The organism is Vibrio sp. 10N.222.52.B7 (assembly GCF_041474275.1).
In the GTDB taxonomy this organism is placed as follows: Bacteria; Pseudomonadota; Gammaproteobacteria; order Enterobacterales; family Vibrionaceae; genus Vibrio; species Vibrio crassostreae_C.
This window is the reverse complement of the sequence record NZ_JBFRTU010000012.1, coordinates 119,019-131,655: the sequence shown is the minus strand read 5'-3', so window position 1 is coordinate 131,655 and position 12,637 is coordinate 119,019. Positions and strand designations below refer to the sequence as shown.

Below are 12,637 nucleotides of genomic sequence, written 5' to 3'. Positions count from 1 at the left end.
ATATCAGGGGCTTCTTCTATTTAAACCGTCAACAATTCAAAACAACGGCGGATTAAAACATCAGCAATTAGTATTTGATGGCAGTTTTACCAATCGAGGCACTGCTCTCAATGCGTTGGTGTGCATCTTTGATTGTATCCACACTAAAGCCATTTAGGGTCGTGGTTAAAGTCGTTTTAATACGGCCCGAATCAATCAGATTCGCAGCTTGGAATAAGATGTCTTGCTGCTTCTGGATATCTTCGGTGTTAAACAATGAACGCGTGAACATCAGCTCCCAAACAAAGCCTGCTGATTTTCCTTGCAGCGCTGATAAGTCAATTCCACCGTCAAATTCAACAATCGAACTGATCATGCCTTGCGGTGCGATCAACTCAACCATCGCATCCCAGTGCCCTTTTGTATCAGCAACATTGAAGATGTAGTCGACATGTTGAATGCCTTGCTCTCGGACAGACTCAACAAGGTTACGGTGGTTCACCACATAGTCCGCTCCCATATCTCTTACCCACTGCTCAGTTTCAGGTCTTGAAGCTGTTGCGATAACATTTAGGTTGGTCAGTTGCTTAGCCAGTTGAATCGTAATTGAACCAACGCCGCCCGCTCCACCAATGATCAGGATAGACTTTTTCTCTTCAGGACGAACACGTAGGCGGTCAAACAACGCTTCCCATGCCGTAAGCGTCGCTAGTGGCATAACGGCTGCAGCTTCATCAGAAAGGCTCTTAGGCGCTTTAGCGGTAATACGGTAGTCCACAGCTTGGTATTCTGCGTTAGCACCTATGCGTGTTACGTCACCCGCATAGTACACACGGTCACCGACTTCGAAGCCTTCAACGTCTGCACCTGTACCAACAACTTCACCGACGGCGTCATAGCCCAGCACTTTTGGCTGCTCAAGAGTTTTGTCTTTAGCATTACGAATACGAATTTTTGCGTCAGCAGGGTTGATAGAAGTCGCGCTCACTTTTACCAGCAAGTCATTATTTTTTAGTTCTGGCAGACTCGTTTCAAACTCAAACAAACTGTCTTGTTCTGTAATCGCAAGTGATTGAGTAAATCCGATAGCTTTCATTTTTGATGGTAGTGACATTGTGCTTTCTCCTTGAATTAGACGAGTTAATCTTAGTCAATTCTCACTCTAGATAAACCGCCTAATATTTGAATAATTCTCAAATAATTTTTGATAATGGTGTTACCGCTATCTGGGTAATGCAGACATCTAACTGCACTACCACGGCTGAAAGGTTAAATCAGGCCTTTCTCAATCAACCAATCATGTGTCACTTGATCTTGTGTCTTATCTTCACGGCAAACTTTGTAATCCAGCTCTGCGATGATGTCGTTCGAGAAACGTAGCGAATCCAACTTCTGAATCTGTTGTTCGCTGAACAGGTGCTTCTTATCATCTCTTAAAAGAAGTACCGCTCTATCAACAATTCCGAGTAAGCCTTTAGGCTCTTTGAGCTCACGAATATCGTAACGATAGTGCAAAAACTGAGGTTTCCACAGTGGCACTACCACCCACTCTTTGTTTGCGACTGCACTTTCAAAGGCACTGAAACAATCGTCTTCACTGCCAGGAAAGAACTCGTAGCCGGCATCGCTCAGGCCATAATCTTTCATCATCTGGATAGAGAAGCGTGTGATACCAGCGCCGGGGTTGATGCCCTGGATGGTCGAGTTCATTTTCTCGACCACTTCAGCTTTTAATAAATCAGAGACTTCAGAAACCGCCTCTTCAGGCACATAGTCTGGTACGCCCCACAAAGCATAAGGTTCATAATGAAGCCCAAGCTCGATAAGTGGCTCAACTTCTTCAACGCCCGCTTTGTAGATACCGTGACTTGATGGCAACCACGCAGAAGAAAGCATATCCACTTGGCCTGCTTTCAGCTTTTCAAAGTTCTCCTGATGTGGAGAGAAAATACGCTCTACCTCAAAACCCATGGATTTCAATACATTGGCAACCAATGATGCGGTCGTACGGTGGAACGACAAATCCGTTACACCCATTGTGATTTTCTTAGTCATCTTATCCCCCTAGATCGTAGGCTTCGTCCATACGATGTGTACTGCGCTACGTTGTCGATATGGGGAAATGATAGTGAGAAAATTACTAATGAAAAACAGCCTCATATTTGAATTATTATCAAATTAGTTTTGACAATTAAGTATTTGAAGCTAACTTAGAAGCGATAAGTAGAGATAACCCATTTGCAGATTGTGATGGGGAAATATCCCAACGCCATGTTTAGAACATAATTCAATACAGGTAGATAACATGCTTCTTGAAGATTTACAGGTCATTTTGAAAGTGGCGGAGTTTCGCAGTATCACCGCTGCAGCCACCAACCTTGATATGCGCACTGCCACAGCAAGTGCAGCGGTAAAACGTGTTGAAGCGGCACTAGGTGCGGAGTTATTTGTAAGAACCACGCGCCACCTAAGGCTCTCTTCAGCTGGCGAGCGTTATTTACCGGAATGCGAACAAGCCTTAAAGATGTTGGAGCAAGCGAAGCTCAACATGCGCGAAGAGCTCGGGATTCTTGATGGTGAAATTCGAATTGCGCTTTCATCGGATCTAGGACGCAACCTAATCACACCTTGGTTAGATGAGTTCTTGCTTGAATACCCAAAGGCGACGCTTCGTACTAGCATCAGCGATAGCAATATCGACTTCTACCGAGATTCCGTCGATATGGCGCTGCGTTACGGCTCCCCGACCGATGCCAATATGTATGGTTTTAAGATATGCGATGTGCCGAGGATATTGTGTGCGGCTCCTGACTACTTGGCTGAAATGGGAACACCAAAACACCCGAGTGACTTAGCGCAGCACAATGGTTTGCTTTACCAACTCCATGACATGTTGCAAGACGAGTGGGTGTTTAACGATGGTACTCAAGATCATAAAGTGAAACTAAAAGGAAATCGCGCTTCGAACGACGCAGACCTTGTAAGACGTTGGTGTATCGCGGGTAAAGGAGTGGCAATAAAATCTTGTTTAGACATGTCACCTCATCTGCTTTCAGGCGAAGTGGTTAAAGTTATGCCTGAGTTTAAGCCGACCCCTACCGAGCTGTGGTTAGTGTGTCCAAGTCGTCAATCCATCACCCCGACTGTGCGTCTACTGAGAGATTTATTCAGAGAGAAGACCGCTGAGATCCTTTCGCAACTGAGCAAACAAGGCATCATAGAAAGCACAACATCTTAAGATTGAATGCCGCTTAAAGATAAGAAACAGAGAGACAAAAACGGCGTTAGCGAACTCAATTCGCTAACGCCTTTCATCATTAGAACATCATAGCTTCATGATGAACCTTAATAAGAGTACTTAGTTTAATACTCTTAATACAAGAGCTTAGTTTGACTCGTCTTCAACATCGCAGTCTGCACAGCACTGAAGAGCAATCTCATGTTCGAAGGTGATGGTGTCTTTACCTTCTTCTACTAGCTCTGCGATTTCGTCTACCACTTCTTTTTCATCATCCGCTTCGATTCCGCTTGCTAGCTCTTCTTCTGAATAACCGAAGAAGTTCAGTAGTAAATACTCACGCGCTTCATCTTTCGTACAAACCACGTCCGCTGAAAGATCAGGAGTGACCTCGCCTTGTGCAAGTGTTGCTGTCACTTGTGCGATAGCATCGTCTTTCATCGCAGGCGTTAACCAACCAAGATCAGTACTTACTGTCGTTTTTTTACAGTCGAAGCAAGGCAGTTGGTGAAAGTAGTATTGAAAGGTAGTCATAGGTAAATTCTTCTTTAAATGTTGTATAGCGAGATTATGCGCGTTTTGTAGCAAAATACTATCTCAATCACAACCTGAAACCGCTTCGTTCTAAGTATTTTTTCAAGCTCCGCGCAAGCTGATGTGATCATCCTATAAAAGCGCTGTTTTGCGCATGCTTACTCAGCTTTACGCTTGTTTACATTTGTACGGGTAATATATGCCTCATCAAATAATAAGCGTGGTACCTCACAATTGCTTTGGCTCTTGCTTAGTTTCGTCGTTCCAGCTATCAGCTATGAGTTCACGGCTTACTTAACTACTTAGCTACTTAGCTACTTAGCTCGGATTTGTTTGAAATAGCTTTGTTTTCAATTAATTTACTTGCACTTCGCTTATTTTGAACCACGCTTATTTAAATCAGCCCTTCTCGGATACCCAATCAATGCTCATCACAAAATATCAAGCCCTTGCCCTTTCATCGGTTGCTTTGCTCGCTACAGGCTGCTCACCATCATCAGATACGCCTTCGGTCAGCAACATCAGTGATTACCAAGGCTCAGCGAGTATTACTCAGGGTGTGGCGACCACCGTTGAATCGAATCTCTTTGAGTGTGCAAACGGACGTAGCCGAGTGGCGGGCGTCGGGGAAATTACGGACTCCGAAGGAAAGGTTTGGACGGTTCCAGCCAAGAACAACTTTGCGACAGGGCCAAAAGCCTTTGATCTTTATGAAGAGTGCTCAAACACCACGCCAAGTAGCCTAGCCGAAGTCGATCAAAGCTCTGTACCTGTAGCGATAGTGGATCAAGACGGTGAGGAAATAACAGGTTATATTTTTGCCGATAACTATTTCGAACTTTATATCAACGGCAAGTTAATCGCGGTAGATACCGTTCCTTTCACACCGTTTAACTCAAACATCGTAAAATTTAAGGTGAAGAAGCCTTACACGATTGCCGTGAAAGTGATTGATTGGGAAGAAAACCTAGGTCTTGGCAGCGAAGATAACCGCGGAAAGGCATACCACGCTGGTGATGGTGGCTTTATCGCGAGCTTTAGTGACGGAACCGTGACAGGACCAGAATGGCAAGCACAAACCTTTTATACCTCACCGATTTATGACCTGACTTGTTTGAGTGAAGTGGACGGGAAGCGTCTTTCTGAAAGCTGCACCACGGAAGGAACTGACCAAGGTCAAGATGCCTACGCCGCTCATTGGGAAACACCAACCAACTGGATGAACCAAGAGTTCGATTCAACATCTTGGCCTCAAGCATCGGTATATTCAGAAGACGATATTGGCGTGAACAATAAAAAAGCGTACATGAACTTTATCGAAAAATTCAGTGGTGCTGGCGCAAGCTTTATCTGGTCGACAAATGTCGTTCTCGATAATGAAGTGCTACTGAGATACGAAGTTAAGTAGCTTTATTCCTTTGTAAGCAAGCCCAGTCACGAGTATGACTGGGCTTACTACTCAAACAGCTTGCTGATGTTTCTAATTCACAGCGAACCTGATCCTAATCTTGGGTCGTTTGATTACGACGAAGTTTGCGAAGCCTTGCTTGCTCCACGCGACTTAGCTTTGTAATTGTGTAACCAGCAACAAAACAACCCGATGCACAAACCCCAAAATGCACTGCCGATCCCCAGTAAATTGGTGCCAGAAGCAGTGAATAAGAAAGTAAGCAGTGCAGGCTCTCGATAGTGGGTGTCTGCCATCGAAACAGCTAAACAATTCATCAAGGTCGGCATCACCGCTAAGCCAGCAACCGCAATGACAATCTCGGAGGGCACAGCGCTAAACAGCGACACAAATGACATCCCCATCACGCCAGCTAACAAGTAAAACCCGCCCATACAGATCCCCGCCATGTAACGTGTCTTTGGATTACTATCCGCATTCGGGCCCATGCAAATAGCGCCCGTAATCGCAGCAAGGTTATACGCAAAGCCACCAAACGGCGCGAAAATCAAACCTGTCACCCCGGTGGTGGTAATGATCTTCGATGAATCGACTTGGTATCCATTCGCTTTTAGAACCGCAAATCCCGGTAAGTTCTGTGAAGCCATCGTCACTATAAACAGTGGGATACCGACACTGAACAACGAAAAGAACTCAAAATCGGGCGTGATGAACACTGGGGTCGTTAATCCCATAGTCACCTGACTAACATCGAGTTTGCCAAAACCCACACACATAACCAGTGCGATAATGAAAATGCTTGGGATCAGTAAATTTCCTAACCGCGCTTTCGCCAGAATAAATACAGCGAGCATGACCGCTACGACTTGTGCCTCTTCCATTAGCGACGTGAACAAACCCAAACCGAATTGCAATAGAATCCCCGCGAGCATCGCAGAGGCAATCGATGTTGGGATCTGTTTTAGGACTTTCTCAAATATCCCCGCCAATCCAACTAACGTGATCAACATCGAACTGAACAAAAACACGGCTACAGCCTGATTCATTGTCAGCCCTTCAAGCGATGTGATTAACAACGCCGCTCCAGGCGTCGACCACGCTGTAACCACAGGCTTCTTGTAATGAAACGAGAGCAGTATTGTGGTTACGCCCATGCCAATTCCCAACGCCCAAAACCATGACGCCACTTGTTCTTCGGTTGCTCCAGCACTCATTGCCGCTTGGAAAATAATCGCCGCAGCGCTCGCATAACCAATGAAAACAGCGATAAAGCCGGTACTGACGTGAGAAAATTTTAGCTTAGTCATGTTAATCTCTTCTTGCGTGCGTTATAACGTCCATAGACCAAACCTAGCACTGTGCGCTATAACGCACAACTTATTTGTAAAAACTTTTAGAGAAAATATGCAAACAGAAATTAAAGTTGGTGTTAATTTGAAACGCCTTCGCCAACAAAAAGGCTGGAGCTTAGACAAAACAGCGAAAGAAACTGGCGTAAGCAAAGCAATGCTAGGACAAATTGAACGTGGAGAATCCAGCCCGACAGTCGCTAAGCTCTGGCAAATAGCTTCTGGGTTCGAGGTGTCACTTTCAAGCTTTATCACTGCTAGCCCAAACAGTGAACTGACGAGTTTATTCAGAGACGCAAACGAACTAAGACATGAGGAATACAACATTGGCTTTTTCGTCAGTTTGTTGTTTCCTTTTGAGGAAGCACTAGGATTTGAAATATTCGAACTCACCCTAGCACCCGATTACCAGCATGAATCCGCCCCACATAACGCAGGCGTCACTGAGCACATCTTATGCATTTCAGGAGAGATGGCCGTGATGTTTGATGATGAGTGGCATACGTTACGCGCAGGACAAGCTGTTCGCTTCAATGCCAACCAGACCCATGCCTACAAAAATATCGGTGAAGGAAACGCCGTATTTCATAATGTGATTCACTACCCTAATAACAAGCAATAGTGCCGGATTTGGTGCTAACGGATGTTTAGCTCTAACCGGATGTTCAGCGCTAACGAAAGAGCTGGCAGACCACTGGCTGTTACTAACTTAAAGCGACTATACGTTGACGACCATGCTGCCATCTTCGGCTTGATAACGAGCCCATAGTTGAGAGAGGTTTTCTTTATTAAGCTGTATCTCTTTTTCTTTCAGAAACGTTTCGTTGTGCAGCTTCGAATACGAGCGCTCAGCAAGGTCACAGCTAAATGTAACAATGGTTTTCCCTTTCCCCATTCTAGCCGCAGCGTATAGCGCACCTGCTACGTTCAACGACGAACTGCTTCCTAGAAGAATACCGTCATGTTCCGCAACAAGGCGGGATATCGTCACCAAATCCTGATCGGGAAGCGTGATTGCACGATTGATTTTTGCCTGCCTGAAATTTTCAACCGTTCGCATGATCCCTATGCCTTCCGTGAACGAACTTCCCGTTGATTGATAGTGTCCATTACGTAGAAACGAATAAATGCCGGACCCATTTGGGTCAACTAACCAAGTTTCGAGATTGGGTTGCTGCTCAGATAGATAGTGTGAGTTTCCGGCAATGGTTCCACCCGTCCCCACCACTGAAACTAGAGCATCAATATTCCCCTGTGTTTGCTGCCAGATCTCAGGTCCAGTATTTAAATAGTGCGCTCGATAATTACTGAGATTTTCAAACTGATCTGCCCACCAATAACTCTCATTTTCGACACCAATCCGCTTAGCCGTGTGGTAAAAATGTTCAGGGTTTGCAAAAGGACAAGGGTCGACCAATAACAGTTCAGCATTATAAAGCGAGATCATGCGCTCTTTCTCTTGTGCCTGCCCTTTTGGCATCACCACCAACATTTTGTAACCAAGGGATTTAGCGACCAGAGCAAGTCCTATTCCCGTATTACCAGCAGTACCTTCAACGATTGTCATTCCCGGCTTAAGCTTACCGGCTTCTATTGCATCCATAACTAACTGAAGTGCCGCTCTATCTTTAATCGAACCACCCGGGTTCTGGTGTTCGCACTTAATAAGAATCTCACAACCTGATATCTCTGAAAGACTGTTGATTCTAACAAGATCGGTATCGCCAATCAGTTCACTGAGATTGTTTGCAATATGGGCAGATGACATCGCGACTCCATTTATTTGTTGAGGATAAGTTTGTTCATCGATTGGGTTGTCGATGATCATAAGCGTAGCTCTGGGGTCTGCTTAGTCAAGAAGTGCCGGAATTGAAAAGACTCTCATTTTCCAAATAGCAATTATAATTAGGGGTGACCGATTAGATTGAGGGCAAAAAAATGTTTCTAAAAGAGAAAAAACCGGTGACCTCGTTGATGTAACTGAAATGACCAAATTAACCAACTTATTTCAAGACAGTATCGAAGGTCGGTTTCAAGCAGGCGAAGAACAGCAAGACCCTGAGATGTTTAAAAAGTCCGAACTGATGTTTATGTCAGGGGAAGAGTTACCTCGATGCTGGACAGATCCAAACTACCGCTCAGGGACTAAATAACCTTAGCGCTTCCAGATCACCCGATGAGTCGCAATTTAAGCTCTGTTCTAAAACTGTTTCACGATCGCCTTGTAGGCTATCCCCCTGTTAAAACATTCAGACGCATCTTTACTAGACACAAAAAGCGAGCCACTTGGGCTCGCTTTTGATTGTCTTTTTCTTGCTTAGACTTCAGTTCAGATTACAGAAGTTCTACCGACTGTTGAGCAATCACGAATTCTTCGTTGGTTGGCAAGCTATTATAATCGCACCTATTAACACGGGTTTGGACATAAATGAGTTTCGAAGAACCAAGTATTAGCAAATCACGAATTAGCATAAGTATGGAAAGTCACTAAGCTCACTGTCCAGTATTGATGGTGCACATCACTACCTTGTTTTTACACAAATCTGACATTGATGAATGCCATAAGCTATCGATATAAACATCAATATATTGTATTATTATATCCGTATTTATACTTGTTAGGATTTTCTATGTTGATTCACGAATTTTCGAATAAGGACGTTACCGCTGAGCATGTAATTTTAGCTCAAGCAATACTAGCAGGGACTGCTCAAGGTGATAAAAGTAAAGCACAGCGCTTTATGATTTTTGTAAATGAGATTCCCGATGCGCCGACTGTGCAAAACCTGATTCCACGCTTTAGTCAATTTATGAAGCTCTTTAAAGCCAGCTGACATTCAAAATACGTTACACAGGGATGTGTAATTAAGATCACCAATTCCCCCCTAACCACTACCTACTTTTAAACTCTATCTGACCCTATGCTCGCTCTATATCTAGCCATAGTTGTCGGAGGACAATAGAGTTTGATCAATTTTAAAAACGTTTCTGGACAGAAATCATTTAGACTATTTACTTAAATCGGGAGTCACCGGATTAGTTCAGGTATCTAAAACTCCAAGGTCTCACCATCAGCAGGAATAAGGACTTTATCTGACAAACCGTTTTTATCAATTGCTTCTTTAAGAATTGGTCGAGTCACTGCACAGTGATTGAGTGCCTCCATATGGTTCGCAACCACCTTATTAGGGGAAAGGCGAATAAACTCCATGACCTCATCAATAGACATCAATAACGGTTGACCAACGTCCATACGAGCACGACCTGCCGCGACTACTGTGATATCAGGTTTCAACTCAGTCAACGCTCGTTTTACATCATCGGTTAGAACTGTATCACCGCTAATGTAAATAGAAGGCTCATTGGGGAGCTCCAAGAAAAATCCAACACCATTAGCCATTACCTTGTGAATCCATCCATGGCCGTGCAAAGCCGGAACCGCGGTGAGCTTTCCGTCTAGAAAGTCGATAGTTTGCCAGTCTTCAATTCCCCAATTTACCGTTAAGTCATATTTTTCTAGGTAAGCCTTATCTTTGGCTGGTGTCGCAACTGGGATATTACGACTTGTTAAAAACGTCTCACCTGCCGGATCTAGGTGATCTCCATGTTGTAATGCCTTGATACCAAGTGTTTGACTGTGAGTAATTAAGGTATGAGTAACCTTGTTTAGTAGCTCATCGGCATTACTTGGCATCTCAACGGTTGGATTTTTCGCGGCCTTAGCCTTAATGACTGAAAACGGAGGCATAGAGCCTTTTTTCCCCAACATAGGATCAATAAGGATAAATTTTTCGCCAGATTCAATAATAAATGTTGCGCTACGTAGGTGGTGGATCTTCATAATGCCTCTCTAAACTCACTAACAAGCCATGTTCTCTATGAGATTTAGTATGCTTCTTTCTAGTTTCTTGTGATACTGTCTTGAAAGTCAACATTCGCGCAAATCGAGACACTTGTGAACAAATCAACCGAGCTAATTAAAATTACGATGGTAGCCTTTGAAGGCATCAGTGCTTTTCATCTCTCTGTACCCTGTATGGTGTTTCAAGATATCTTTTTCGATCAGCCGCCTCGGTTTGACTTGAAAATCTGTTGCGAAAACAGCTTGCAGTTTGAAACAAGCTCTGGATTTGGTGTGGTGATCGATAGAGATTTGAGCGCTATTAAAGAGGCGGATATTGTGATTGTTCCAAGCTGGCCAAATGACCTGCCAGAGCCAAGTGAGCGACTTATAGAGGCGCTAATAGAGCATCATGGGAAAGGTAAGCTACTAGTAGGACTCTGCCTCGGGTCTTATGTACTTGCATGTGCTGGCGTTCTCGATGGAAAACGTGCCACAAGCCATTGGGCGTTTTCCGAACAATTTCAGCAGCAATTTCCTAAGGTGGATTTTGACCCAAACCCTCTATTTGTTGAACATGAGACTATCATTACCTCTGCTGGAGTAGCTGCTTCACTCGATTGTTGTCTACATATAGTGCGCCGTTTGTGTGGTAGTGAGCTTGCGAATGATCTCGCACGTAAGATGGTGACTGCGCCATCTCGTACTGGTGGACAGCAGCAATACATACCAGCACCAGTCAACATAAAACCTCTTACAGAGACAAGTATTAGCCTTGTGATTGAGCTGGTGGAGCAGAGCCTTAATCAGTGTCACTCACTAGATGAAGTCGCTGAGCGCTGTGCGATGAGTAAACGTACCTTCACACGCCAGTTTAAATCCACCTATGGCTGTACATTTGGTGAATGGCTGCAAAACCGACGTTTGGTGCTTAGCCAACGTCTATTAGAAACCACGAAACTATCGATACCTCAAGTTGCAGAGCAAGCGGGTTTTGGCTCTGACAGTGTATTCAGAAAGCACTTTAAATCGGCTTTTCATGTATCGCCGATTCAGTGGCGCACTACATTCAAGCAATAGTCTTAATTTCATTGAGGGCGATGGGGCTAGATCGTCGCATCTATTACTTTTTGTATCTGAAACCTTGCAAGTTCAATTCTAGGCGTTTTTGGGGCATCACAAGCCAGCCCTAACATCACTAGTTTGAAGCTACAAAATGATTTGCCGAAATCAATAGAATGAGTTTTGACTATCTCGCTATAAGGCCACTTAGCGATGGTCTATCCAACATATGAGCACAAAAAAAGCGAGCACTAAGCTCGCTTTTAACCATCTGTTTTTAAAGTAAATTACAGTAGTTCTACCGACTGTTGAGCAATCACGAATTCTTCGTTGGTTGGGATAACCATTGCTAATGCGTTTAGCATTTCAGACTTACCGATGATGCCTTCAGCACCAAAGCGAGCAGATTCGTTACCTGCTACATCTTCAACGAAACCTAGAATCTTAAGGTTGTTTAGGATTTCACGACGAATTGGTAGAGAGTTCTCACCGATACCACCAGTGAAGATGATGCCGTCTAAAGAATCTAGCGTTGCAAGGTAAGAAGCAATGTATTTTGATACGCGGTAAGTAAACACCTCAAACGCAAGCTTAGCGCCTTCATGGCCCTCTTCCATTGCTTCTAAGATGCCACGAGCATCGCTCGTAAGACCAGACACGCCAAGGAAGCCAGACTCCTTGTTTAGAGAGTTAAATACTTGCTCTTGTGACCAGCCTTTCTTAAGTAGGTATTCGATGATGCCTGGGTCTAGGTCACCACAACGTGTGCCCATCATTAGGCCAGAAAGTGGTGTGAAGCCCATTGAAGTATCAACACTGTTACCGTCTTTGATTGCACATACAGATGCGCCATTACCTAGGTGAACAGAGATAAAGCTAGATTTTTCGATAGGCTTGTTAACCATCTTCGCAGCTTCACGGCTAACGAAGTAGTGGCTCGTACCGTGGAAACCGTAACGACGTACGCCGAAGTCTGTGTATAGCTCTTTTGCGATTGCACCAGTGAATGCACGTTGTGGCATTGTTTGGTGGAAAGCCGTATCAAATACAGCAAATTGAGGTAGAGAAGGGAAAGCTTCAATCGCAGCACGAATGCCGACAGCACCTGCAGGGTTATGAAGTGGAGCTAGGTCAGATAGGCTTTCAATTTCGTTCGTTACTTCTTCAGTAATACGAACGGTTTGAGTGAACTTCTCACCACCGTGAACGATACGGTGACCGATAGC

Annotated in this window: 13 protein-coding genes; 6 read left to right on the top strand and 7 right to left on the bottom strand. The window is 44.3% G+C overall.

Features of this window, described 5'->3' with window-relative positions:
* Positions 1-67: 67 nt before the first annotated feature.
* Together AB4512_RS05555 and AB4512_RS05550 are read right to left on the bottom strand one after the other, a co-directional pair.
* Positions 68-1,093, bottom strand: a complete 1,026-nt coding sequence (locus AB4512_RS05555) for a zinc-binding alcohol dehydrogenase family protein (RefSeq protein ID WP_136978313.1) — start codon at positions 1,091-1,093, stop codon at positions 68-70.
* Between the two features lie 155 nt (positions 1,094-1,248).
* Positions 1,249-2,016, bottom strand: coding sequence for a glycine betaine ABC transporter substrate-binding protein (locus AB4512_RS05550; protein ID WP_372174600.1), 768 nt, complete (start codon positions 2,014-2,016; stop codon positions 1,249-1,251).
* A 268-nt stretch (positions 2,017-2,284) separates the two neighbouring features.
* Between AB4512_RS05550 and AB4512_RS05545 the strand changes: the two genes are divergently transcribed.
* Positions 2,285-3,217 carry a LysR family transcriptional regulator gene (locus tag AB4512_RS05545; protein WP_102428016.1) on the top strand — a complete coding sequence of 311 codons (933 nt, stop codon included), beginning with the start codon at positions 2,285-2,287 and terminating at the stop codon, positions 3,215-3,217.
* A gap of 147 nt (positions 3,218-3,364) precedes the next feature.
* Here AB4512_RS05545 and AB4512_RS05540 read toward each other — a convergent pair whose 3' ends face one another.
* Positions 3,365-3,751: a hypothetical protein gene (locus AB4512_RS05540; protein WP_102333936.1), complete on the bottom strand. Its 387-nt coding sequence runs from the start codon at positions 3,749-3,751 to the stop codon at positions 3,365-3,367.
* Between the two features lie 424 nt (positions 3,752-4,175).
* Between AB4512_RS05540 and AB4512_RS05535 the strand changes: the two genes are divergently transcribed.
* Positions 4,176-5,159 carry a hypothetical protein gene (locus AB4512_RS05535; protein ID WP_372133039.1) on the top strand — a complete coding sequence of 328 codons (984 nt, stop codon included), beginning with the start codon at positions 4,176-4,178 and terminating at the stop codon, positions 5,157-5,159.
* 113 nt (positions 5,160-5,272) lie between these two features.
* Here AB4512_RS05535 and AB4512_RS05530 read toward each other — a convergent pair whose 3' ends face one another.
* Positions 5,273-6,466 carry a benzoate/H(+) symporter BenE family transporter gene (locus tag AB4512_RS05530; protein WP_102398491.1) on the bottom strand — a complete coding sequence of 398 codons (1,194 nt, stop codon included), beginning with the start codon at positions 6,464-6,466 and terminating at the stop codon, positions 5,273-5,275.
* Between the two features lie 97 nt (positions 6,467-6,563).
* On the opposite strand from AB4512_RS05530, the gene AB4512_RS05525 reads away from it, so the two are divergent.
* Positions 6,564-7,130 carry a helix-turn-helix domain-containing protein gene (locus tag AB4512_RS05525; protein WP_102428006.1) on the top strand — a complete coding sequence of 189 codons (567 nt, stop codon included), beginning with the start codon at positions 6,564-6,566 and terminating at the stop codon, positions 7,128-7,130.
* A 96-nt stretch (positions 7,131-7,226) separates the two neighbouring features.
* Here the strand turns inward: AB4512_RS05525 and AB4512_RS05520 are convergent, their stop codons facing one another.
* The gene (locus AB4512_RS05520) at positions 7,227-8,276 is read right to left on the bottom strand and encodes a cysteine synthase A (RefSeq protein WP_102320367.1); all 1,050 of its coding nucleotides are present in this window, start codon (positions 8,274-8,276) and stop codon (positions 7,227-7,229) included.
* A 217-nt stretch (positions 8,277-8,493) separates the two neighbouring features.
* On the opposite strand from AB4512_RS05520, the gene AB4512_RS05515 reads away from it, so the two are divergent.
* Positions 8,494-8,661, top strand: coding sequence for a hypothetical protein (locus AB4512_RS05515; RefSeq protein WP_017062447.1), 168 nt, complete (start codon positions 8,494-8,496; stop codon positions 8,659-8,661).
* 477 nt (positions 8,662-9,138) lie between these two features.
* The gene (locus AB4512_RS05510) at positions 9,139-9,342 is read left to right on the top strand and encodes a pyrophosphatase (RefSeq protein WP_102420170.1); all 204 of its coding nucleotides are present in this window, start codon (positions 9,139-9,141) and stop codon (positions 9,340-9,342) included.
* A 215-nt stretch (positions 9,343-9,557) separates the two neighbouring features.
* Here AB4512_RS05510 and AB4512_RS05505 read toward each other — a convergent pair whose 3' ends face one another.
* Positions 9,558-10,349 (bottom strand): MBL fold metallo-hydrolase, encoded by a 792-nt coding sequence (locus tag AB4512_RS05505; RefSeq protein WP_017068423.1) that lies wholly within the window; start codon positions 10,347-10,349, stop codon positions 9,558-9,560.
* Between the two features lie 114 nt (positions 10,350-10,463).
* Between AB4512_RS05505 and AB4512_RS05500 the strand changes: the two genes are divergently transcribed.
* Positions 10,464-11,429 (top strand): GlxA family transcriptional regulator, encoded by a 966-nt coding sequence (locus AB4512_RS05500; protein WP_372174596.1) that lies wholly within the window; start codon positions 10,464-10,466, stop codon positions 11,427-11,429.
* 269 nt (positions 11,430-11,698) lie between these two features.
* Here AB4512_RS05500 and AB4512_RS05495 read toward each other — a convergent pair.
* The coding region (locus AB4512_RS05495) for an acetate/propionate family kinase (RefSeq protein ID WP_372174594.1) at positions 11,699-12,637 on the bottom strand (939 nt) is incomplete at its 5' end.

Bases quoted from the DNA above. Each gene is read 5' to 3' on its own strand.
- AB4512_RS05535 (WP_372133039.1), top strand. From the start codon at position 4,176: ATGCTCATCACAAAATATCAAGCCCTTGCCCTTTCATCGGTTGCTTTG.
- AB4512_RS05515 (WP_017062447.1), top strand. From the start codon at position 8,494: ATGACCAAATTAACCAACTTATTTCAAGACAGTATCGAAGGTCGGTTT.
- AB4512_RS05545 (WP_102428016.1), top strand. From the start codon at position 2,285: ATGCTTCTTGAAGATTTACAGGTCATTTTGAAAGTGGCGGAGTTTCGC.
- AB4512_RS05525 (WP_102428006.1), top strand. From the start codon at position 6,564: ATGCAAACAGAAATTAAAGTTGGTGTTAATTTGAAACGCCTTCGCCAA.
- AB4512_RS05550 (WP_372174600.1), bottom strand. From the start codon at position 2,016: ATGGGTGTAACGGATTTGTCGTTCCACCGTACGACCGCATCATTGGTT.
- AB4512_RS05510 (WP_102420170.1), top strand. From the start codon at position 9,139: ATGTTGATTCACGAATTTTCGAATAAGGACGTTACCGCTGAGCATGTA.
- AB4512_RS05505 (WP_017068423.1), bottom strand. From the start codon at position 10,349: ATGAAGATCCACCACCTACGTAGCGCAACATTTATTATTGAATCTGGC.
- AB4512_RS05555 (WP_136978313.1), bottom strand. From the start codon at position 1,093: ATGTCACTACCATCAAAAATGAAAGCTATCGGATTTACTCAATCACTT.
- AB4512_RS05530 (WP_102398491.1), bottom strand. From the start codon at position 6,466: ATGACTAAGCTAAAATTTTCTCACGTCAGTACCGGCTTTATCGCTGTT.
- AB4512_RS05520 (WP_102320367.1), bottom strand. From the start codon at position 8,276: ATGTCATCTGCCCATATTGCAAACAATCTCAGTGAACTGATTGGCGAT.
- AB4512_RS05540 (WP_102333936.1), bottom strand. From the start codon at position 3,751: ATGACTACCTTTCAATACTACTTTCACCAACTGCCTTGCTTCGACTGT.